Consider the following 20,585-nt stretch of genomic DNA (forward strand, 5'->3'; position numbering starts at 1 on the left):
CCGGGGCCTAGCCATGGGCGTGATCGGTGTTGCGCGGGTCCATCATGCCCGCCTTGATGCCATGACGGATCAGGACGAGGTTGACCGGATAGGCGGCGAGCAGCCCGCAACTCAGCGACACGATCATCGAGGACCAGAACAACACTTGGGTTGGGCCCGCGCTGCCTGCAAGCGTCAGGTCCACGCCAATCGCCACGATCTCCATGACGGCGATGCTCGGGGTCTCCGAATAGATCGCATCGCGGGCGGCCTGACCAAAGCCTGTGCCCTCTTGCATCAGCGGGCCGACGGTGAGCGCGAAACCCGCAGAGTAGGCAAAGGCAAAGGTGATGAGCGCGGTCGCCGTGGTTGGCGTGGCCAGGATTCCGACCGCGAGCGTAAGGCCCACGATCTCGCCCAGCCCGCAGCCGGAATAGCAATGCGCCACCGAGCGCGCGGCGCGGCGCCATTGGCCGTCGGCGGCGATCTCCTTGCGGCCCGACCACCAGTAGACGGCGAGGCCCAGAGGCCCCGAATAGACCACCGTGAGCGCCCAGACCCATTTCATCAGGGGCATGAGATGCGCGTTGCGCGTTCTCAGATCCCGGATCACGAGGGCGAGGCTGGGCAGCATCAGCGCGGCCCATGCCACCAGAAACCATGGGCTTTGCAGGATCGTGTCGAGTGCTGTGTAGCTCTGTGCCATCCCCCGCCACGTAAGAAGGTACGCAGGTCTTTAAACCCCGGGGCAGACGTGGAGCGAATATGCGCTGATCAGGCTGTTACTGGATCAACCCGCCAGCCGAGCTGGTTCGGTTATTGTGAAATACCCCGCACGGAATGTCCGCGCGGGGCCGAGAACCCGGCAAGCCGGGCATGGCGCTGCACGTTTCAGGAGTTCTGTTCGGTCAAAACCGTTACCGTGACGGGGCTGGGGCGCAGACTGGTCAACGCGTTCGGATCACCCTGCACGCGCGCCTCGCGATCCTGATACACAACGATCCCCGTGATGATCAGCCCTCCGAGAAGGACCAACCGGAGGCTATTCGCAAACTGCATGACCGTGCTCCTGTTTGATGTGACGTGACAGACCTGCGCGCGGCAGATGACATCACGCTGGACCCGGAGCACCAAGACAGGCAATAACGCGGCGGTGATATCCGATAACACGGCCTGTTTTTCGCCGGCAGACGGTTTATTTGAAGCTCATGAGATGTATCATGCGCCTTCACCCGTTTGTCCGTGCCGCCTGTCTGGTCCTTGTCATGTCCACGCCGTCCCTTGCCGATGATCCCGACGGCTATGCACCGCCGCCGCTTGACGGGTATCGCTTCTTCACCGATCAGGTGATGGGCGGCGTGTCCGAGGGCGAGGCCCGCATCGAACGATCGGGCGAGACGCGCTATCTGCGCCTGACCGGCACGGTCAGCACCGCAAATCGCGGTGGCTTCATCCAGGCGCGCGTCGATCTCGACACCGCATTTCCCGAGGATGCACAGGGTGTTGTGCTGCGGGTCCGGGGGACGGGCGGGCGCTATTTCGTCCATCTGCGGACGCGGGGCACCGTGCTGCCCTAGCAATATTATCAGGCCGGGTTCGAGGTGACATCCGACTGGCAGGAACTCCGCGTTCCCTTTACCGCCTTCGTGCCGTCGGGGGCGCTCTTGCGGGATACGCCGGACCCCGCGAGCGTCACCAGCCTTGCGGCAGTGGCCTATGGCCGCGATCATCAGGCAGATCTGTCGTTCCGATGGGTCGGGGTCTATTGAGCGATGTGCTCCGGCGGGGCTCTGCAGACGTCAGGTGAATTGCTCGCGCAGCAGCCTTTCCTCCAGACCATGGCCTGGATCGAACATAATTCGGTGTGCGACACGGGTCTCTGATCGGATTTCCACCCAAAGCACATTTTCGACCCATCGGCTGTCGGCATCCGCCATGACCGGACGCTTTTCGGGGTCGATCACATCGAAACGAACCTGCGCTGTTTTCGGCAACAGCGCCCCGCGCCAGCGACGCGGGCGAAACGCCGCCACCGCCGTCAGGGCAAGCACGTCCGAACCGATTGGCAGGATCGGACCGTGCGCGCTGTTGTTATAGGCCGTAGATCCGGCGGGTGTGGCGACGAGCGCACCATCGCAGACCAGCTCTTCCAGCCGCAGACGACCGTCGATGCTGATCCGCAGCTTGGCCGCTTGCGGGCCTGCGCGCAACAAGGACACCTCGTTGATCGCCAGCGCCTCGTGTATCGTGCCGTCAGGGGATTCCGCCTTCATGCTCAGAGGGTTGATGACCTCTTCTTCTGCAGCCGAGAGCCGCTCGATCAGGTCAGTTTCGCTGTATTCATTCATCAAAAAGCCAACGGTGCCGCGGTTCATGCCGTAAACCGGTGCGTCGAGACCTTGGGTGCGGTGCAGCGTGTGCAGCATGAACCCGTCACCGCCAAGCGCCACGATGACATCCGCGTCCTCCTCAGAGACATGCCCAAAGCGCGCAACAAGCGCCGCGCGGGCTGTCTGCGCTACGGGCATGTCGCTGGCAACAAAAGCGATCTTGCGGCTCATGCCAAAGTCCTGTTTCCCAAAGGCGATGCACTGGCGCGGATCGAACCACAATTCCCGCGCCAAGACCAGCCGTGCCGGTCCTGCAATTGAATTCGTCGCTTTACATTCTTTCAAAACGGACGAGTTTCCTTTAGGAAATCGAAAATTCACCCTCTGCCGGAGTTGTTCAAATGCCCCATGACGGAAATCAGCCTGTAGCGGATCAAGGCTTTTTCACTGAATCTCTCGCCTCGCGCGATCCCGATCTCTTTGGCGCGATCCGTCAGGAACTGGGTCGTCAGCGCGACGAGATCGAGCTGATTGCCAGCGAGAACATCGTCTCTGCCGCCGTGATGGAGGCGCAGGGCAGCGTGATGACCAACAAATACGCCGAAGGATACCCCGGGCGGCGCTATTACGGTGGCTGTCAATATGTCGATATCGCAGAGAATCTCGCCATCGAGCGCGCCTGCGAACTGTTCGGCTGCGGCTTTGCCAACGTGCAGCCCAATTCGGGCAGCCAAGCCAATCAGGGCGTGTTCACCGCGCTGTTGCAGCCGGGCGATACCATTCTAGGCATGAGCCTCGATGCCGGTGGGCACCTGACGCACGGTGCCGCCCCCACCCAGTCGGGCAAGTGGTTCAACGCCATTCAGTACGGCGTGCGCCGCGAGGACAACCTGATCGACTATGACCAGGTGCAGGCACTTGCCACCGAGCATCAGCCCAAGCTGATCATCGCCGGTGGTTCGGCGATCCCGCGCCGGATCGACTTTGCCAAGATGCGGGAAATCGCTGATTCCGTTGGGGCGTATCTGCATGTGGACATGGCGCATTTTGCCGGTCTGGTGGCGGCGGGCGAGCATCCCAGCCCGTTCCCGCACGCGCATGTGGCGACCACGACGACGCACAAGACGTTGCGCGGACCGCGTGGCGGCATGATCCTGACGAATGACGAGGCGCTGGCCAAGAAATTCAACTCGGCGATCTTTCCGGGTATTCAGGGCGGGCCGCTGATGCATGTGATCGCGGCCAAGGCCGTGGCCTTTGGCGAGGCGCTGCGACCGGAATTCAAGAGCTACATTCAACAGGTCGTCAAGAACGCGCAGGCACTGTCGGATCAGTTGATCAAGGGTGGGCTGGATACCATCACCCATGGCACCGACACCCATGTCGTGCTGGTCGATCTGCGTCCCAAGGGCGTCACCGGCAATATCGTCGACAAGGCGCTGGGCCGGGCGCATATCACCTGCAACAAGAACGGGGTGCCGTTCGACCCGGAAAAACCGACTGTCACCAGCGGCATCCGCCTCGGGTCTCCGGCGGGCACGACACGCGGCTTCGGCGAGGCGGAGTTCCGCCAGATCGCAGATTGGATCATCGAGGTGGTCGATGGCCTTGCCGCGAATGGCGAAGAGGGAAATGCGGCGGTCGAGTCCAAGGTGAAGGCCGAGGTCGCGGAACTTTGCGCGCGCTTCCCGCTCTACCCCAGCCTCTGAGGCGTAACGCCTTATGATCAGACCCGCGCGACCAGCCCGTCGCGCGGGTTTTTCTTTTCGGATCAGGTGTTTTGTCTATTGCTTACCCTGCGCCTTGCCAGCGGATGAGGGCATAGATCAACCCGCCCAGAACCAGCAGGTTGAGCACGATCCCCCCCAAGAGGCGCAGGATCGCAGTCTTGCGCGCCTCGGCCGGGTCAAGCGTGTCGAGATGGCGATGCATGTCGGTGAAGGCGTTGTTTACGCCCGACATGTCCAGCACCCGGGCGAGCTTGGGGTGGGCCATCCAATCCTGCGCGCCAAGAATGATCTGACCGGCGCGCCGCTGGCGGCGGGGCAGACGCCGCCCGGCGCGGCGCAATTGCCGCTCAAGCGTCGCGCCGCGCAGGCGCATCCTGTCCGACAGCGCGGTTTGCAGCCGTGTTACCTTTGTCTGAAACTCTTCTGTATCAATCACTTGGACGCCCCTTTGACAGTAGTGTAGCGGTCCGGTGCTGGCCGCTCAAGGGGGCTGGTCATTGAGCGGGTGGGGCGATATTCAAGGGCGATGTTGAACCGGATCGAACATGGCGCGCCGACCGACGGGCCGGGATTGGTGATCGTTCACGGGCTTTATGGCTCGGGGCGGAACTGGGGCGTGATCGCGAAACGCCTGTCGGACAAACGGCATGTGGTCGCGGTCGATCAACGCAATCACGGGGCAAGCCCCTGGTTTGACACGCAGTCTTACGAGGACATGGCCGCCGATCTGGCCGAGGTGATCCAGGATACCGGCGCGCCCTGCGACGTGCTGGGGCATTCGATGGGGGGAAAGGCGGCGATGGTGCTGGCGCTGAGCCGGCCCGATCTGGTAAACAGCCTGATCGTGGCAGATATTGCGCCTGTTGCCTATGAGCACACCCAGATGCAGTATATCGAGGCGATGAAAGCGGTGGACCTGTCACGGGTCGAGCGGCGCTCTGACGCCGCCGAGCAATTGCGCGAGACGGTGGACAACCCCGCGCTTGTGCCATTCTTCTTGCAGGCAATCGACGTGACCGAGAAACGCTGGCTGCTGAACCTCGACACGCTGGCGCGCGAGATGCCGAAAATCCTGAGCTTTCCCGAGATATCAGGTGCTTACGACGGGCGCACCCTGTTCCTGAGCGGCGCGGAGTCGGATTATGTCGGGCACGCGCATCGCGACCGGATCAAGGCGCTGTTCCCGGCGGCGCAGTTCGCCAAAATCCCCGGCGCGGGGCATTGGCTGCATGCTGAGAAGCCGCGGGAATTCGAGGCGGCGGTGCGTGTGTGGCTGGACGGCTGAATGCGCTGATCAGCCGTCCTCGTAGAGCATTTTCGTCACCACGTAAGTCACCGGAAAGGCCGCGACGAAGCCGAGTGCTGCGGCGATCAGGATCGGGATCAGCGTGTCCTGTCCGATCACGAGAGCCGCGATGACGGCGGACCCCGCGAGTGTGGAGCCGATGAAAAGATGCAGGATAAAGCCAAGGCGCAGCATGGGGGTCTCCGGGTCTGAGGATCGTTGCGGCGATTTTTAGGCGCAGTTTTGGGTGCGCGCTTTGATCTGGGTCACGATTGTCCGGATTTACAGGCGTGGGTCGAGCGGGGTATCCTTTTCGGATAGCGACATGCGGGAGAGGCCCCATCACCGATAAACGCAGCCATGTGGACAAGGTCCTCGAACAGTCGCAATCCGCCTCAGCCCCGGCGCGGTCGCGGGTGGTGGCGTCGTGGCGGCGCTCGATGGTGCAGCACGGGCTGGACCCCGCAGAGCGGCGCGCGCCCGAGCGGGTAGAGGCGGCCGAGTTGCGGCAGCGGCAGGCCGGGCTGGAGCAGTTCCTGCAAGTGGCCGCGCCGAAGCTGGATCAACTCTTCGGGTTGCTGGGGCATTCTGGCTGTGCGGTGCTGCTGACCGATGCCGAGGGGGTGGTGCTGGATCAGCGCTGTGCCGAGGGAGATGCGTCGATCTTCGAGGATTGGGGGCTGTGGCAGGGGGCCGACTGGTCCGAGGCCGCCGAGGGCACCAACGGGATCGGCACCTGCATTGCCGAGGATCGCCGCGTCATCATCCATCGCGACGAGCATTTCCTGGCGCGCAACACCGCGATGAGCTGCATGGACGCGCCGATCTACGGGGCGGACGGGCGGATCATGGCGGCGCTTGACGTGTCCTCGGCGCGGTCGGATCAGACCGAGGCGTTCAACCGGCTGATCGGCGCAATGGTGGCGCAGACCGCGCGGCAGATCGAGGCCGACAATTTCCGCGCCGCCTATCCGCGCGCCCGCATCCTCTATGCCGACCATGACGACAGCGAGGCGGCGATGCTGCTGGCCGTCGATGGCGACGATATCGTCGTTGGGGCCACGCGCGCGGCGCGCAAGGCATTCGGTCTGGGGCAGGCGGCGGCGATCCGCCCGGTGCCCGCAGGCGACATTTTCGGTCGTGAGGACGGGCCGCGCGGCTTTGAGAAGGCCGAGCGCGCGGCAGTGATTCGGGCGCTGGCGCGGGCCGGGGGTAATGTCTCGGAGGCCGCGCGCGCGCTCGGGATCGGACGCGCGACGCTCTATCGGCGGATGAAACGGCTGGGTGTCAACGAAAGCACTGGCGACCTGTCTCAGGATTGAGACAGGTTCGCCCGCCCGCCCCCAGCGCATGGGGTGACGCGGGGTGCAGGGGTGCGCAGGGTGGCCTCATTCCCCGGCGGAGGACCGGGGACAACCGGAGGAAACCAATGAACGAGATGACACAGGTGGCGGGCCAGCAGGGCGCGCCCTTCAAATCCCATTACGACAATTTCATCGGCGGCGCATTCGTGCCCCCCGTGAACGGGCGCTATTTCGAGAACGTCACCCCGATCACCGGTGCGGTGGTGTGCAAGGTGGCCCGCTCGGACGCGGCGGATGTGGAGCTGGCGCTTGATGCCGCCCACGCCGCGAAAGAGGCCTGGGGACGGACATCCGCCGCTGAGCGGTCGAACATCCTGCTGAAGGTCGCCGATGTGATGGAGGCCAATCTGGAGCTTATCGCGCTGGCCGAGACATGGGACAACGGCAAGCCCATCCGCGAGACGATGGCCGCCGATATTCCGCTGGCGGTCGATCATTTCCGCTATTTCGCGGGCGTGCTGCGCGGTCAGGAAGGCAGCATGTCCGAGATCGACCATGATACGGTCGCCTACCATTTCCACGAGCCGCTTGGCGTCGTGGGGCAGATCATCCCGTGGAACTTCTCGATCCTGATGGCGGCGTGGAAGCTCGCGCCGGCGCTGGCGGCGGGCAATTGCATCGTGCTAAAACCGGCGGAACAGACGCCTGCCGCGATCATGGTGCTGGCCGAACTGATCGACGACCTGCTGCCGCCCGGCGTGCTGAACATCGTCAACGGTCTGGGGGCCGAGGTGGGGGCGCCGCTGGCGAGATCGCCGCGTATCGCCAAGATTGCCTTTACCGGCTCGACCGAGACGGGGCGCAAGATCATGCAGGCCGCGACCGAGAACCTCATTCCCGTCACGCTGGAACTGGGGGGCAAGTCGCCCAACATCTTCTTTTCCGACGTGATGGCGCAGGACGACGCATTCCTTGACAAGGCGGTCGAGGGCTTCGTGCTTTTCGCCTTCAACCAAGGCGAAGTCTGCACCTGCCCGAGCCGCGCACTCATCCAAGAGGATATCTACGAGGAGTTCATCACCCGCTGCATCGCCCGCGTGATGGCGATCAAACAGGGCGATCCGCGCGACCCCGAGACGATGGTGGGTGCGCAGGCAAGCGCCGAACAGCAGGACAAGATCATGTCCTATCTGACCATCGGTGTCGAAGAGGGGGCCGAGGTGCTGGTCGGCGGGGAGGCTGCGCGTTTTGATGGCGACCTCTCGGGGGGCTATTACGTGCAGCCCACGATCCTGAAGGGGCACAACAAGATGCGGGTGTTTCAGGAAGAAATCTTTGGCCCCGTGGTCAGTGTCACCACCTTCAAGGATGAGGCCGAGGCATTGGCCATCGCCAATGATACGATGTACGGGCTTGGTGCCGGGGTCTGGACCCGCGACGGCAGCCGCGCCTACCGCTTTGGCCGCGCAATCGAGGCGGGGCGTGTCTGGGTCAACAACTATCACGCCTATCCGGCGCATGCGGCCTTTGGCGGCTACAAGCAATCGGGCGTCGGGCGTGAGAACCACAAGATGATGCTCGACCACTATCAGCAGACCAAGAACATGCTGGTCAGCTACAATCCCAACAAGCTTGGCTTTTTCTGAGTTGTCCGGGTAACGAGTGCAGGCCGCCGGAGGCATCCGGCGGCCTTTTTTCGTCTGCGTCGAAGGGGGTGTGCACGCTCGTTCTGCGGGCTATAAACACCACAGGACGAACAGGAGAAACGCAAGATGAAATGGGCGATGATGGGCCTTGTGGCCTGCATGGGGCTGGCGGGTTGCGAGACGGTGCAGGGGGCCGGGCGCGACCTGCAAAAGGCGGGTCGCGCGGTGGAACAGGCCGCAGATTAAGCCGGTCTCAGACCTCGGGTTTCGACGGATCTGGGATCAGGCCGCCCTCACGGGTGTGATCGAAATTCGGGTCCTTGCGCTTGACCCGGCGCGAGATCAGATAGGCCAGCGGCCAGGCGGCGAGCGCGCCCACGGCGGCGGCCCCGCCGATGGCGGGCCAGTTGTAGTAGCCAAGTGCCATGACTGCGATGAGAAGCCCGCCGACGGTGACGGGCCCGGTGGCGAGGGTGAGATACAGGCTCAGACGGTCCATGATGGTCCTCCTTTCGCTGTCCCCTAAAGGTGGGGACCGGGGAGGGGCCGTGTCAAGGGGGGCGCTAGATGCGCTTCTTGACGAACTCCGTCAGGATCACGATGCGCTGGCCCTCGACGCGGCCTTCGATATGGGCCGGATTATCGGGCACCAGCGAGATGCCGCGCACCGCCGTGCCGCGCTTGGCGGTGAAACTGGCACCCTTCACGGGAAGGTCCTTGATCAGCACCACGGTGTCGCCCTGCATCAGCGGCACGCCGTTGCTGTCGCGATGGCCGGTGTCGCGGGCGATGTTCTCGACCCAGGTGCGGGTCTCGTCATCGAGCCAGAGTTGCGCGGAGAGATCGCGCGCCCAGTCGTGCTCCGAAAGGCGGGTCAGCATGCGCGCGGCGAGGACCTGCGTGGCTGGGTCTTCGGACCACATCGCGGCGGCCAGACAGCGCCAGTGATCGGGGTCGAGCGGGCTTTGTCCGGTGATCTGGTCGGTACAGGTGCCGCAGAGCGCGGCACTCGCCCCGTCCGGGCCGCCGGTCACGGGGGTGTCGGTCAGCGGAGCATCGGCAGAGCAAAGCGCACAGGTCATGGGAAAGGGGTCCGGGATATGGGGCGTTTGGCCTGGCTATAGGCGCAATGCGGTGGCGGGGGAAGGGGTGTCGCATGGGTGGCGTCGGGTTGATATCTTGCATTGTTGCAATGGGTGGGATGGAATCCCACCCTACGCCTCCGTCTTCGAGATGTCGTTCAGTCCTTCTTAACATGTGCTCCGATATGATCCTGGCATGTCGATGTATCGCAGACCCAAGGTGCCTGGCGCATGTGTCTTCTTTTCCGTGGCCCTCGCGCAGCGTGGCGGAAGCCTTCTGGTGGAGGAGGTCGTGCGATTGCGCACGGCGGTACGGATGACACAGGCTGAGCGGCCCTTTGCCATCGACGCCTGGGTGGTCCTGCCGGACCATCTGCACGCGGTCTGGACATTGCCGCCGGGGGATGCGGATTTCTCGACCCGCTGGGGTGCCATCAAGTCACGCTTTACCCGGAGTTTGCGCGACGAGTGTAGGGTGGGGTTCAACCCCACCATGGCCCAACGGTCAGGGCACGGGGTGGGATGGAATTCTACCCTAAGGCGATCGCCAAGCAAGCTGCGCAAGGGCGATGCCGGTATCTGGCAGCGCCGGTTCTGGGAACATCATCTGCGCGACGAGGCGGATTTCTGGAGGCATGTGCGCTATTGCTGGCTCAATCCGGTGAAGCACGGGCTGGTCGCGGCACCACAGGATTGGCTCTATTCCTCGGTGCATCGCGATGCGCGCGATCGCGGCGGGATGGATGTGCTGATGCCGTCAGACAGGCGCGCGGGCGTTTGACCTTGCGCATCCCAACCCTCAATCATCCATCTTCAACGCCGAGATGAACGCTTCCTGAGGGATTTCCACCCGCCCGAACTGGCGCATCTTCTTCTTGCCGGCCTTTTGCTTCTCCAGCAGCTTCTTTTTCCGGGTCGCATCGCCGCCATAGCATTTCGCCGTCACGTCCTTGCGCAGCGCCGAGAGGGTTTCGCGGGCGATGACCTTGCCGCCGATGGCCGCCTGAATGGGGATCTTGAACATGTGGCGGGGGATCAGGTCCTTGAGTTTCTCGCACATCGCCCGGCCGCGCTGTTCGGCGCGGTCGCGGTGGACCATCATCGACAGCGCGTCGACCGACTCGTCATTGACGAGGATGGACATCTTCACGAGATTGTCCTCGCGGTAGCCTTCCAGCTGGTAGTCGAAGGAGGCATAGCCCTTGGTCACCGATTTCAGCCGGTCGTAGAAGTCGAACACCACCTCGTTGAGCGGCAGGTCGTAGACCACCATCGCGCGGGCCCCGGCATAGGTCATATCAAGCTGGATGCCGCGCCGGTCCTGGCAGAGCTTGAGCACGTCGCCGAGATACTCGTCGGGCACGAGGATTGTCGCCTTGATGCGCGGCTCCTCGATGTGATCGACATGGCTGGGGTCGGGCATGTCGGCGGGGTTGTGCAGCTCGCGCTGCTCGCCATCCTTCATGAAGAGGTGATAGACCACCGAGGGTGCGGTGGTGATCAGTTCGATATCGTATTCCCGCTCGACCCTGTCGCGGATCACCTCGAGATGCAGGAGCCCCAGAAAGCCGCAGCGAAAGCCGAAGCCGAGCGCGGCGGAGCTTTCCATCTCGTAGCTGAAGGAGGCGTCGTTCAATGCCAGTTTCTCGATCGCGTCGCGCAGGTCTTCGAATTGCGCGGAATCGACCGGGAAGAGGCCGCAGAACACCACCGGCACCGAGGGCTTGAAGCCGGGCAGGGCCTTGTCGCAGGGGCGCTTGATATGGGTGATCGTGTCGCCCACCCTTGTGTCGCGGACCTGCTTGATCGAGGCGGTGATGAATCCGATCTCGCCCGGGCCAAGCTCGTCGACCACGGTCATCGCGGGGCGGAACACGCCGATCCGCTCGACATTGTAGGTGGCGCCGGTCTGCATCATGCGGATGCGGTCGCCCTTTTTCATCACCCCGTCCATGATCCGCACCAGCACCACGACCCCGAGATAGAGGTCGTATTTGCTGTCCACCAGCATCGCCTTGAGGGGGGCATCGCGGTCGCCTGCGGGCGGCGGCAGGTGGGCGATGATCGCCTCCAGCACCTCGCGGATGCCCTGGCCGGTCTTGGCCGAGACCGGGATCGCGCCCGAGGCATCGATGCCGATCACCTCTTCGATCTGCTCCGCCACCCGGTCGAGATCCGAGGCGGGCAGGTCGATCTTGTTGAGCACCGGTACAAGCTCGTGACCCGCGTCGATGGCCTGGTAGACATTGGCCAGCGTCTGCGCCTCGACACCCTGCGTGCTGTCCACCACCAGGAGCGAGCCCTCGACCGCGCGCATCGAGCGGCTGACCTCGTAGGAGAAATCCACATGGCCCGGCGTGTCGATCAGGTTGAGCACGTATTGCTGGCCATCGTCGGAGGTATAGTCGATGCGGACGGTGTTGGCCTTGATGGTGATGCCGCGCTCGCGCTCGATATCCATGGAGTCAAGCAACTGCTCTTTCATGTCCCGTTCGGCGACCGTGTCCGTCATCTGGATCAGCCGGTCGGCAAGGGTGGATTTACCGTGGTCGATATGCGCCACGATGGAGAAATTGCGGATGTGCGAGAGCGGTGTCATGGCTCTCGCATATGTATGGGAATGGGGGGGTGGTCAAGGTGGATTGCGGGAATGCGGCCTTTGGGCTGCGTGGATTCTGCGGGCTTTGGCGGGGTGGGATGTGATAGGATCGGATCAGGCAGACAAGGAGGCGATCATGGCAGAGGTCAAGGCGGTTTCGGTGCGTGTCGAGGGCCGGGTGCAAGGGGTGAGCTTTCGCGCCTGGACACAGGTTGAGGCGCAGGGGCGCGGGCTGTCGGGCTGGGTGCGCAACGCGGCGGACGGCTCTGTTCTCGCGCATCTGGAAGGGCCGGACGCGGAAGTTGATGCGATGCTGGCGGCGCTGCACAAGGGGCCGCCGGCGGCGGTGGTGCGGTCGGTGACAGTGGATGACGCGGCACCCGAGGGCGCGACGCATTTCGATATCCGGCGCTAGCGGCGAGGATGCGGGCGGTAGGTCAGGGCTGGCCTTTAGCGGACCACTTGATCGAGGCACCCGCGCGATACGCGGTCGCAGGCCGCCGCGCATTGACGTGCCGGAAACGCGCGTCAGATCGTCTGATCGTAGTCGCCCACCACGGGTTCGGTGCGGATTACTGCGTCGATATCGGCGAAGATCGCGCGCATCTCGGCCTCGCTGTCGCTGCTTTCGCAGACCACCACGAGGTTTGGGGTGTTCGAGGACGCCCGCACCAGCCCCCAGGAGCCGTTGTCGAGAATGACGCGCGCGCCGTTGACCGTCACCACTTCCTTGATTGGGCGGCCCGCGAGTGTCTCGCCCGCCTCGTGCTTGGCGACCAGTCGTTCCACGATCCGGTCTAGCACCGCGTATTTTTCGGTATCTGCGCAATGGGGCGACATGGTGGGCGTCGCGTAGGTCACCGGCAGGGCGCGGCGCAGGTCGGACATGGACATGTCGGGATTACGGTCCATCAGTTTGCAGATTTCGACGGCGACGCGCATGCCGCAGTCATAACCACGGCCCACCGGTTCGGCGAGGAAGTAGTGCCCCGATTTCTCGAACCCGGCCAATGCGCCCAGTTCCTTGACCCGGCGCTTCATGTGGCTGTGGCCGGTTTTCCAGTAATCCGCCGTGACGCCGTTCTTTTTCAACTCGGGGTCCGAGGCGAAGAGCCCGGTGGATTTCACATCCGCGACGAAGGTGGAGTTGGGGTAAAGCTTGGAGAGATCTCGTGCCATGATTACGCCGACCTTGTCGGCGAAAATCTCTTCGCCCTCGTCATCGACCACGCCGCAGCGGTCGCCGTCGCCATCAAACCCGAGCGCGAAATCAGCACCCGTGGCGCGCACGGTGTCGGCCATGTCGTGCAGCATTTCCATCGCTTCGGGGTTCGGATTGTAATGCGGGAAGGTATAGTCGAGCCGGTTGTGCGAGGGGATCACCTCGACCCCGATGCGCTCGAACAGCTCGGGCGCGAAGGCCGAGGCGGTGCCGTTACCCGTGGCGCAGACCACTCGCAGCTTGCGGGTCATCTTGAAGTCACCGGCGAGGTCGTCGAGATAGGCCTCGCGCACACCGCGGACGAATTCATAGGCACCGCCCGGATGCGCCCGACCGCGTCCCTCCAGCACGATACCCTTGAGTTCGGCCATCTCGTCGGGGCCATGGGTCAGGGGGCGCTCGAACCCCATCTTGACCCCGGTCCAGCCGTTGGGATTGTGCGACGCGGTGACCATCGCCACGGCCGGCACGTCGAGATGGAACTGTGCGAAATAGGCCATTGGCGAGAGACACGGCCCGATATCCTTGACCGTAATCCCGGCCTGCATCAGCCCGAGGATGAGCGCATTTTTGATGCTGAGCGAATAGTCGCGATAGTCGTTGCCCACGGCGATCACTGGCGCGATCCCGCGTGCGCGGATCTGCGTGCCGAGGCCAAGACCGAGCGCGGTGATGCCCGGAAGGTTGATCTCATCCGGATATTTCCAGCGCGCGTCATATTCGCGAAAGCCCGTCGGCACGATCATCGCGTCGCGCAGGAATTCCCAGGTGTTGGGGGTGACGGTGGGCAAAGGTGTGGTCATGGAATGGCTCTTTATCAAGGGGTTTCCGATCACTGCGAGCGTTTTGGCAAAAAGCCACGCGGGGGTAAAGCGCCCGCATGGCGGCCGGTTACGATGAGACCTGTTCGCGCAGGATCGAGGCGGTGAGCGAGATCATCAGGTAGATGCCCGAGAAGATCAGGAACGCCAGGACCGTGTTCTCGAACACGCGCGGATAGGAGGAATCCTGCGAGGGCAGGGGGCGCACGCTGACGGTGAGATAGCGGACCTGCTTGTTGGCCTCGACCTCGGATTGGCGCTTGGTTTCGAGGGCGGATTGCAGAACCATGTCGGCGGTGGCGAGATCGGCCTGCGCCATCTGGATTGCAGCGGTCTTGGAGGCGAGCGAGGTTTCGCCCTCTGTTGCCTCGGTCAGGCGCCCCTTTTGCCGGTTCAGCTCGGCGCGGAGCACTTCGATCTCGCTGCGAAGGGCCGCGACCCGGGCGTTGTTGGGGCGGGCGTTGTTCAACTGAATGCTGAGATCGAGCTCTTTCTCCTGAAGCTGCAACTCGACGGTGTTGACGAGGCTGCGAATGCCCGCGATCTCGCCCTCGGGATCAAGGATGCTGCCCTCTTGCAGGGCCACGAGTTGTTCCTGCGCGGTCCGCCGCTCTGCCTTGGCCTGGTCCAAGCTTTCGATGGCGGTCTTGACCGCGTCCTGCCGCTTTTCCTGACTGAGTTCATCGACCCGCTCTTCGGCATAGGCGATAAGATGTTCCGAGAACTCGGCGCTTGCCTCGGGATCGGCGGTAGAGACCTCCATCCGGATCACGCCCTCGGTCGGATCGTAGCCCAGTTTCACGTATTTTCGGTAGAGACTGTAGGCCTCTTCGTTGGAGGCGTCAGGGTCGAGCCGTTGCAGCGGGTCGATATGCGGCTGGCTGAAATGCGCGCGAAAGCCGACATCGGCGTCGAGACGCAGCATCGCATCCTTTGATTCAAGATATTCCTGCGTGGCGATGGCATCCTGCCCGGTGGCGAACTGGCTTGGCAGCAAGCCGCCAAGCCCGCCACGGCCGCCGCCGCCATTATCGGCCGAGAGGATCAGGAAGGCGGATTTTGTGGCATACATCGGCGTGGCGACGGCGATGTAGTAGTACCCGACGATCACAGTCGGCAGGATGACAAAGGCCATCAGCCGCGAGAACAGCAGGGCCAGCTTGCGTCGCCGCCGCCGCCCGATGTCGCGCTGGATTTCCTGGATTTCCCGTGCGCGGCGATCCGCCGGGCTGATGTCTGTCGCGGGCAGGTTGGGGTGACGCCCCGCTGGCACGGTTTGCGGCAATTGCACCCGCGTTTCGGCCTTGGCGTCATCGGGTGCGTCTGTGGTCTGGCCGGCACCGGTGCCCTTGGTCGCGACCAGTTCGAGGATATTGGCGCGCTGGAACGGATCTATTCCGCGTGCCCGCAACAGGCGGACGGCGTCGAAATCCGAGGTCGGGGCCAGACCGTGTTTCTGGGCCATGCGCCGCGCCATGCGCAGTTGCCGTCCGGTCAGACCTTCGCGGCGGATCTCGTCGATGCTCTGGGCTGTGTCGGTTTCGCGGGCGGAGGTCAATTCGCCGGTCTGCGCCTGTTCTTCGCCCGGTGAAGCCTCTGGTTGCGGTGTGTCGTCATAGGCGCGCGCGGCGTTACCGGTCTCGCCCATGGCGGAGCCGGTCGGCGTGCTGCGCCGGATGCGGAATTTTCTAACCTTGGGTTTCGTAGTCATAAAGCTCTCTTGCCTCTTCCAAGGTGTCGAACATGTAGAGTTTACCGCCCATCAGGACGGCCGCCGAGGTGGCGAATTTCTCCAGCACTTTGGGATCGTGCGACACGATGACGATGGTGGTGGTGCGTAGGCGTTCGCGCAGGATGTCGCCCGCCTTGCGGTTGAATTCCACATCGGTGGAGCCGGGCATGCCCTCGTCGATGAGATACATGTCGAAATCAAGCGCCAGCATCAGCGCAAAACTGAACCGCGCGCGCATGCCCGAGGAATAGGTGCCGATGGGTTGGTCGAAATATTCGCCGAGCCCGCAGAGCCAGCGGCAGTAGGATTCGATGTAATCGGGGTCGAGCCCGTAGAGCCGCGCGATGTAGCGGGCATTCTCATGCGCAGATAGGCGGCTGATCACCCCGCCCATGAAGCCCAGTGGAAACGAGATGCGGCAGTCCCGCCGGATCACCCCTTCATCGGGTTTCTCAAGCCCGGCGATCATGTTGATCACGGTGGTCTTGCCGGTGCCGTTGGGGGCGAGAATGCCGAGGCTGCGACCCAAATCCACCCGAAAGGACACACGGTCAAGGATGACCTTGCGCTGTGTGCCCGTCCAGAAGGACTTGCTGACATTCTCGAATTCGAGCATCCGTTGGCCCCGATACTACTGCTCTCCCGTTTTAACGGGGTACTCTTAAGGTCGGCTTAGCCTCATCGCGTCATTATTGCCGATCTGACGACAATATGCCATTGGAACAAGGCAATATTATGCGCTTGGCGACGTAAATCGTGGCAATTTCCTGATCCTGAGCATGCCGCCGCTTGTCGAAAACAACCTTTAGGGTGCGATCTGGGCGTGGCCACGCCCGGTCTGTGCAGTCAGCGCGCAGGTATTTCGAGTGCGGTTGCGGGCGGTTGCCCGGGCTGTTGCGCAGCACCGGCACGTGGATGTCCACTTCAGGAGCTGTCGCCACCAATGGCTTGAAGCTGCCTTTGACGTCCAGCAGCCATGCGCGGGATCAAGGTGCCGTAGGCACCGCCGCGCAGCGCCCGACCGCCCCCTCGGGCGGGCGCTTTTGCAACGTTTCAAGCCATTGATAATGCGCACGTGTTTGGCTGGCATAAAGTGTGGACCACCGAGGTTGCTGCGCCCACCCGGCGGTCGGGCACTGCGCGGCTCATCCCTGAAACCGCTACTGACCCCTTCAGGCCCATCCCAACTGTCACGATGAACGCGGTCACCGGCGGCAAAGCCCGCGTCTCCGGTCTGCCGCGACACCCGGTCTTGACTGCGGCGTGTGCCATTCGGGCGTGGCGCATCGGGCACGAAAGGTGCGTAGCGCCACCCGTGCGGCACGGTGGCGATTGCCCAAGCGCGTCGCCTGCGCTAGGCACGAGGCGGATAAAGCTGCACGAGTGATCGCCATGAGCCGGATTTGCCATATCGAGTTGGATGATGCCAACCTGCCGCCCCCCACGCCCGAGATCGAGCAGGAGCGCAAGGTGGCGATGTATGATCTCATCGAGGAGAACAGCTTTGCCCTGCCCGCGCGCGACGATCGCGTGGCGCCCGACGGGCCTTACCGCGTCGGCCTGTCGATCCGCGAAAAGCGGCTGGTCTTCGATATCCGCACCGAGGATGGCGACCCGGCGGCCGAGTTTCACCTGTCGCTCAGCCCGTTCCGGCAGGTGGTCAAGGATTACTGGGCGATCTGCGAGAGATATTTCGACGCGGTCAAGAACATGCCGCCCAGCCAGATCGAAACCATCGACATGGCCCGGCGTGGCATCCATAACGAGGGCGCGCGCGTGCTGTCCGAGCGGCTGGAGGGCAAGGCCGAGATCGACAATGACACCGCGCGTCGGCTCTTCACGCTGATTTGCGTGCTGCATTTCGGGGGCTGAGCGATGCCCGAGGCGTTGCCGCAATCGGTGTTGTTTTGCTGCGATCACAACGCGGTGCGCTCGCCCATGGCGGAAGGCATCATGAAGAAGTTCTACGGCGCGGGCACCTATGTGCAATCGGCGGGCGTCAAGAGCGACATGGAGATCGACGGCTTTTCCATCGCCGTCTGCCGCGAGATCGGGGTGGAACTCGAGCGCCACCGCACGCGCAGCTTCGACGAGATGGAGCAATGGGGTGACGATCTGTCGTCGTTTGACCTGATCGTCGCGCTCAGCCCGGCAAGCCAGCGTCGGGCGCTCGACCTTACCCGCTATTTTCACCTCGATGTCGTTTATTGGCCGATCATGGACCCGACCGGGCTTGCGCAGGAGCGCGGCGCGCGATTGGTTGCATATCGCAAGACCCGTGATCAGATCATCGGTCATTTGCAGGACAGATGGGGCCCACCCCGGGAGGAAACATGAACGAAACCGTCCGCGCCTATTTCAACGCTTTCAACCATGGCGACACGCCTGCCATGCTGGCTTGCCTGAGCGATGATATCCGGCATTTCGTCAACGAAGGACAGGTGCGCGAGGGCAAGGATGCCTTTCGCGCCTTTTGCGATCACATGAGCCGCTGCTACCGAGAAGAGCTGACCGACATGGTGATCTTCGACGCCGAGGGCGGCACGCGGGCGGCGGCCGAATATATCGTGAACGGCACCTATCTGGAAACCGACGAGGGGCTGCCCGAGGCTAAGGGGCAGACCTACCGCCTGCCTGCGGGCTCGTTCTTTTCGCTGGAAAACGGGCTGATCACCCGGGTCGTGACCTATTACAACCTTGCCGACTGGACGCGTCAGGTCTCGGCATGATCGCGGTCGAGCGGTTGACCGGCGACGCGCTTGGCCGGGCATTGCCCGATGTCGCGCGACTCCGGATCGAGGTGTTTCGCGCCTTTCCCTATCTCTACGACGGCGATCTGGCCTATGAGGAACGCTATCTTCAGGTCTATCGCGACAGCGACGATGCGATCCTTGTCGGGGCCTATGACGGGGACCGCCTGATCGGGGCCGCCACCGGCACCCCGATGGAGGATCACGCCGATGATTTCGGTGCGGCGTTTGCGGGCACGGGGCTGGCGCTCGAGCAGATCTTCTATTGTGCCGAAAGCGTGCTTTTACCCGAATATCGCGGGCGGGGCATCGGCCACAGCTTTTTCGATGCGCGCGAGGCGCATGCGCGGGCGCTGGGCCGGACGCATTGCGCCTTTTGCGGCGTGGTGCGCCCGGCGGACCACCCCCTGCGCCCCGAGGGGCACCGCACGCTCGATGCGTTCTGGCGCAAGCGTGGCTATGCGCCTGTGGTGGGCGCGGTGGCGCAGTTCCGCTGGAAGGATATCGACCGCGAGACCGAGACCGACCACGACTTGCAGTTCTGGATGCGGGCGCTCTGAGTTTTTACAGTCATGCCCGCGAAAGCTGGGGACTGGCGCGAGATTGACCGGAGATCCTCGGGTCAAGCCCGAGGATGACGGGGGAGGGGACGCACCATTTTTAGTTGAATGGCGACGGTTCGTTCGTCTACCGTCTTCTAAGACTAAAAAGGAATTTTTTGATGGAGCGTCCCGATTACCTCGTTCAGGGAGAGGTCGCCCGGCTTTTTCCTGTGCTGGCGACAACATCCAAGGAAGGTCGCACGACCTCAATCGTGCTTGCCTGCATGTCCAAGGTAGACGAATTCGGTGCCGAACTCATGGCGTCAGTCGGTCAGCGACTTGGAAAACGAGCCAAACTCGAGACCTTCACCGAGATCGTTTTCAAGAATGAGAAAATAAAGATCAAGGACCGCCCAGATGGTCTGATCGTAATGCGCAATGGAGCCAAGGAGTGGCGTGCCTTGGTAGAAGCCAAAGTGGGAAACGCGGAGTTAGGCTCCGAACAGGTCGAGAAATATCGCGAAATCGCCAAAGAGCAGAGCGTTGATTGCGTTATTACGATCTCTAACCAATTCGCGACGACACCTGCCAACCATCCTCTAGACGAAGTCCGAAAGAGCCGATCCAAGATACCTGTCTATCACTGGTCCTGGATGTCGATCCTCACAATCATTGACCTTTTGTTGAACCGCGATGATGTCGCGGACGAAGATCAACAATTGCTTCTCCACGAGTTGCGGCGTTTTCTGACGCATGAAAGCGCGGGTGTTAAAGGATTTGACCGCATGCCGCCCGAGTGGACCGAAGTGAACCGGTTGGTTTCAGCCGGGGGCAAAATACCGGCAAAATCCAATGAAGCCGTATCAGTTCTTGAGGCATGGCATCAGGAAACACGTGACTTGTCCTTAATTCTGAGCCGCCAAACAGAGACCGCGGTAGATGAAAAGCTACCTAGAAAACATCGTAATGCGCCAGCGGAACGCCGCAAGGATGAACTCGCGACACTAAGAGACGTTGCGCAACTGAGGTCTGTTTTGGATATCCCCGGAGCGGCGGCTCCGCTTGAAGTTGTCGCGGATATTGCCCGTCGAACCATAGACATTGGCATGACGCTGCGCGCACCGGAGGACAAAGTTTCGTCCAAAGCGCGAGTTAACTGGCTGTTGCGGCAGCTGAAGACGGATAGCCGGGACGAGTTGTTTGTGAGGCTGAATTGGCCGGGCAGAAGTGACTCAACGCAGTTTTCTGTGACGGAATTGCTTGCTGATCCAAGTCTCTGCGAGAAAGACAAGGAGGGACTTCAAGTGCTTAGTTTCCATGTGTTCATGGCTAGGCGAGTTGGGGCGAAATTTACCCAGCAAACGAATTTTATCAAGGAGTTGGAGGATGCAGTGCCGTTCTTCTACAAGGAAGTGGGCCAGAATTTGGCGGAATGGCGCAAGCCTGCACCGCGCATAAAACCTGATCGCGCGTCGTCGTCGGATGTAAGCGTTGCAGCTTTACAGGATGAGGCCGAGGAGGGTTTGGAAGAATAATTCCAGCCCGGTTTTGCGCCCGCAATAT

At 62.7% G+C, this 20,585-nt stretch carries 25 protein-coding genes; 14 read left to right on the forward strand and 11 right to left on the reverse strand.

Annotated elements, in window-relative coordinates; all coding sequences use genetic code 11:
• Positions 1 to 7 precede the first annotated feature (7 nt).
• Both RID11_RS17185 and RID11_RS17190 read right to left on the reverse strand, forming a co-directional pair.
• Positions 8 to 685: a DUF4396 domain-containing protein gene (locus RID11_RS17185; protein WP_350141321.1), complete on the reverse strand. Its 678-nt coding sequence runs from the start codon at positions 683 to 685 to the stop codon at positions 8 to 10.
• 185 nt (positions 686 to 870) lie between these two features.
• Positions 871 to 1,038 (reverse strand): hypothetical protein, encoded by a 168-nt coding sequence (locus tag RID11_RS17190; protein ID WP_350141324.1) that lies wholly within the window; start codon positions 1,036 to 1,038, stop codon positions 871 to 873.
• Positions 1,039 to 1,199: 161 nt separating this feature from the next.
• Between RID11_RS17190 and RID11_RS17195 the strand changes: the two genes are divergently transcribed.
• Both RID11_RS17195 and RID11_RS17200 read left to right on the forward strand, forming a co-directional pair.
• Positions 1,200 to 1,556: a CIA30 family protein gene (locus tag RID11_RS17195; protein WP_350141327.1), complete on the forward strand. Its 357-nt coding sequence runs from the start codon at positions 1,200 to 1,202 to the stop codon at positions 1,554 to 1,556.
• Between the two features lie 24 nt (positions 1,557 to 1,580).
• Positions 1,581 to 1,748, forward strand: a complete 168-nt coding sequence (locus RID11_RS17200; protein WP_350141330.1) for a hypothetical protein — start codon at positions 1,581 to 1,583, stop codon at positions 1,746 to 1,748.
• Positions 1,749 to 1,778: 30 nt separating this feature from the next.
• Here the strand turns inward: RID11_RS17200 and RID11_RS17205 are convergent, their stop codons facing one another.
• Positions 1,779 to 2,540 (reverse strand): NAD kinase, encoded by a 762-nt coding sequence (locus tag RID11_RS17205; RefSeq protein WP_350141333.1) that lies wholly within the window; start codon positions 2,538 to 2,540, stop codon positions 1,779 to 1,781.
• Between the two features lie 170 nt (positions 2,541 to 2,710).
• On the opposite strand from RID11_RS17205, the gene glyA reads away from it, so the two are divergent.
• A complete protein-coding gene (gene glyA, locus RID11_RS17210; RefSeq protein WP_350141336.1) occupies positions 2,711 to 4,018 on the forward strand; it encodes a serine hydroxymethyltransferase in 1,308 nt (435 codons plus the stop codon).
• 82 nt (positions 4,019 to 4,100) lie between these two features.
• Here glyA and RID11_RS17215 read toward each other — a convergent pair whose 3' ends face one another.
• Positions 4,101 to 4,475, reverse strand: coding sequence for a hypothetical protein (locus RID11_RS17215; RefSeq protein ID WP_350141339.1), 375 nt, complete (start codon positions 4,473 to 4,475; stop codon positions 4,101 to 4,103).
• A 90-nt stretch (positions 4,476 to 4,565) separates the two neighbouring features.
• On the opposite strand from RID11_RS17215, the gene RID11_RS17220 reads away from it, so the two are divergent.
• The gene (locus tag RID11_RS17220) at positions 4,566 to 5,324 is read left to right on the forward strand and encodes an alpha/beta fold hydrolase (protein ID WP_350141342.1); all 759 of its coding nucleotides are present in this window, start codon (positions 4,566 to 4,568) and stop codon (positions 5,322 to 5,324) included.
• 9 nt (positions 5,325 to 5,333) lie between these two features.
• Here RID11_RS17220 and RID11_RS17225 read toward each other — a convergent pair whose 3' ends face one another.
• Positions 5,334 to 5,519: a CTP synthetase gene (locus RID11_RS17225; RefSeq protein ID WP_350141345.1), complete on the reverse strand. Its 186-nt coding sequence runs from the start codon at positions 5,517 to 5,519 to the stop codon at positions 5,334 to 5,336.
• A gap of 221 nt (positions 5,520 to 5,740) precedes the next feature.
• On the opposite strand from RID11_RS17225, the gene RID11_RS17230 reads away from it, so the two are divergent.
• From RID11_RS17230 to RID11_RS17240, 3 genes are all read left to right on the forward strand, one after another.
• On the forward strand, positions 5,741 to 6,646 hold the full coding sequence (locus RID11_RS17230; protein WP_502949365.1) for a GAF domain-containing protein: 906 nt from the start codon (positions 5,741 to 5,743) through the stop codon (positions 6,644 to 6,646).
• Positions 6,647 to 6,753: 107 nt separating this feature from the next.
• Positions 6,754 to 8,274, forward strand: a complete 1,521-nt coding sequence (gene adh, locus RID11_RS17235; protein ID WP_350141348.1) for an aldehyde dehydrogenase — start codon at positions 6,754 to 6,756, stop codon at positions 8,272 to 8,274.
• Positions 8,275 to 8,400: 126 nt separating this feature from the next.
• Positions 8,401 to 8,520, forward strand: a complete 120-nt coding sequence (locus RID11_RS17240; protein ID WP_350141351.1) for an entericidin A/B family lipoprotein — start codon at positions 8,401 to 8,403, stop codon at positions 8,518 to 8,520.
• 7 nt (positions 8,521 to 8,527) lie between these two features.
• Here the strand turns inward: RID11_RS17240 and RID11_RS17245 are convergent, their stop codons facing one another.
• Together RID11_RS17245 and RID11_RS17250 are read right to left on the reverse strand one after the other, a co-directional pair.
• Complete coding sequence (locus tag RID11_RS17245) at positions 8,528 to 8,773, reverse strand: hypothetical protein (protein ID WP_350141354.1); 246 nt, start codon at positions 8,771 to 8,773, stop codon at positions 8,528 to 8,530.
• A 64-nt stretch (positions 8,774 to 8,837) separates the two neighbouring features.
• Positions 8,838 to 9,356, reverse strand: a complete 519-nt coding sequence (locus RID11_RS17250; RefSeq protein WP_350141356.1) for an alkylphosphonate utilization protein — start codon at positions 9,354 to 9,356, stop codon at positions 8,838 to 8,840.
• 196 nt (positions 9,357 to 9,552) lie between these two features.
• Between RID11_RS17250 and RID11_RS17255 the strand changes: the two genes are divergently transcribed.
• Positions 9,553 to 10,137 carry an REP-associated tyrosine transposase gene (locus RID11_RS17255; protein WP_502949363.1) on the forward strand — a complete coding sequence of 195 codons (585 nt, stop codon included), beginning with the start codon at positions 9,553 to 9,555 and terminating at the stop codon, positions 10,135 to 10,137.
• 18 nt (positions 10,138 to 10,155) lie between these two features.
• On the opposite strand, the gene lepA is transcribed toward RID11_RS17255, so the two are convergent.
• Positions 10,156 to 11,955: a translation elongation factor 4 gene (gene lepA, locus RID11_RS17260; protein ID WP_350141361.1), complete on the reverse strand. Its 1,800-nt coding sequence runs from the start codon at positions 11,953 to 11,955 to the stop codon at positions 10,156 to 10,158.
• A gap of 136 nt (positions 11,956 to 12,091) precedes the next feature.
• Between lepA and RID11_RS17265 the strand changes: the two genes are divergently transcribed.
• On the forward strand, positions 12,092 to 12,370 hold the full coding sequence (locus RID11_RS17265; protein ID WP_350141363.1) for an acylphosphatase: 279 nt from the start codon (positions 12,092 to 12,094) through the stop codon (positions 12,368 to 12,370).
• Positions 12,371 to 12,483: 113 nt separating this feature from the next.
• On the opposite strand, the gene RID11_RS17270 is transcribed toward RID11_RS17265, so the two are convergent.
• From RID11_RS17270 to RID11_RS17280, 3 genes are all read right to left on the reverse strand, one after another.
• Complete coding sequence (locus RID11_RS17270) at positions 12,484 to 13,980, reverse strand: phosphomannomutase/phosphoglucomutase (protein WP_350141366.1); 1,497 nt, start codon at positions 13,978 to 13,980, stop codon at positions 12,484 to 12,486.
• An 88-nt stretch (positions 13,981 to 14,068) separates the two neighbouring features.
• Positions 14,069 to 15,709: a KpsE/RkpR family capsule polysaccharide export protein gene (locus tag RID11_RS17275; protein ID WP_350141368.1), complete on the reverse strand. Its 1,641-nt coding sequence runs from the start codon at positions 15,707 to 15,709 to the stop codon at positions 14,069 to 14,071.
• Complete coding sequence (locus tag RID11_RS17280) at positions 15,687 to 16,346, reverse strand: ABC transporter ATP-binding protein (protein ID WP_350141370.1); 660 nt, start codon at positions 16,344 to 16,346, stop codon at positions 15,687 to 15,689. The genes RID11_RS17275 and RID11_RS17280 overlap by 23 nt, the downstream gene beginning before the upstream one ends.
• Before the next feature lie 776 nt (positions 16,347 to 17,122).
• On the opposite strand from RID11_RS17280, the gene RID11_RS17285 reads away from it, so the two are divergent.
• The 5 genes from RID11_RS17285 (at position 17,123) to RID11_RS17305 (ending at position 20,557) form a co-directional block, all read left to right on the forward strand.
• Positions 17,123 to 17,602, forward strand: a complete 480-nt coding sequence (locus RID11_RS17285) for a UPF0262 family protein (protein WP_350141372.1) — start codon at positions 17,123 to 17,125, stop codon at positions 17,600 to 17,602.
• Positions 17,603 to 17,605: 3 nt separating this feature from the next.
• On the forward strand, positions 17,606 to 18,067 hold the full coding sequence (locus RID11_RS17290) for an arsenate-mycothiol transferase ArsC (RefSeq protein ID WP_350141374.1): 462 nt from the start codon (positions 17,606 to 17,608) through the stop codon (positions 18,065 to 18,067).
• Complete coding sequence (locus RID11_RS17295; protein WP_350141375.1) at positions 18,064 to 18,459, forward strand: ketosteroid isomerase-related protein; 396 nt, start codon at positions 18,064 to 18,066, stop codon at positions 18,457 to 18,459. The genes RID11_RS17290 and RID11_RS17295 overlap by 4 nt, the downstream gene beginning before the upstream one ends.
• On the forward strand, positions 18,456 to 19,040 hold the full coding sequence (locus tag RID11_RS17300) for a GNAT family N-acetyltransferase (RefSeq protein WP_350141377.1): 585 nt from the start codon (positions 18,456 to 18,458) through the stop codon (positions 19,038 to 19,040). Before RID11_RS17295 ends, RID11_RS17300 begins: the two co-directional genes overlap by 4 nt.
• A 161-nt stretch (positions 19,041 to 19,201) precedes the next feature.
• Positions 19,202 to 20,557, forward strand: coding sequence for a hypothetical protein (locus RID11_RS17305; protein WP_350141379.1), 1,356 nt, complete (start codon positions 19,202 to 19,204; stop codon positions 20,555 to 20,557).
• The last annotated feature ends 28 nt before the right edge of the window (positions 20,558 to 20,585 follow it).

It is taken from the genome of Roseovarius sp., from assembly GCF_040219995.1.
Lineage (GTDB): Bacteria > Pseudomonadota > Alphaproteobacteria > Rhodobacterales > Rhodobacteraceae > Roseovarius.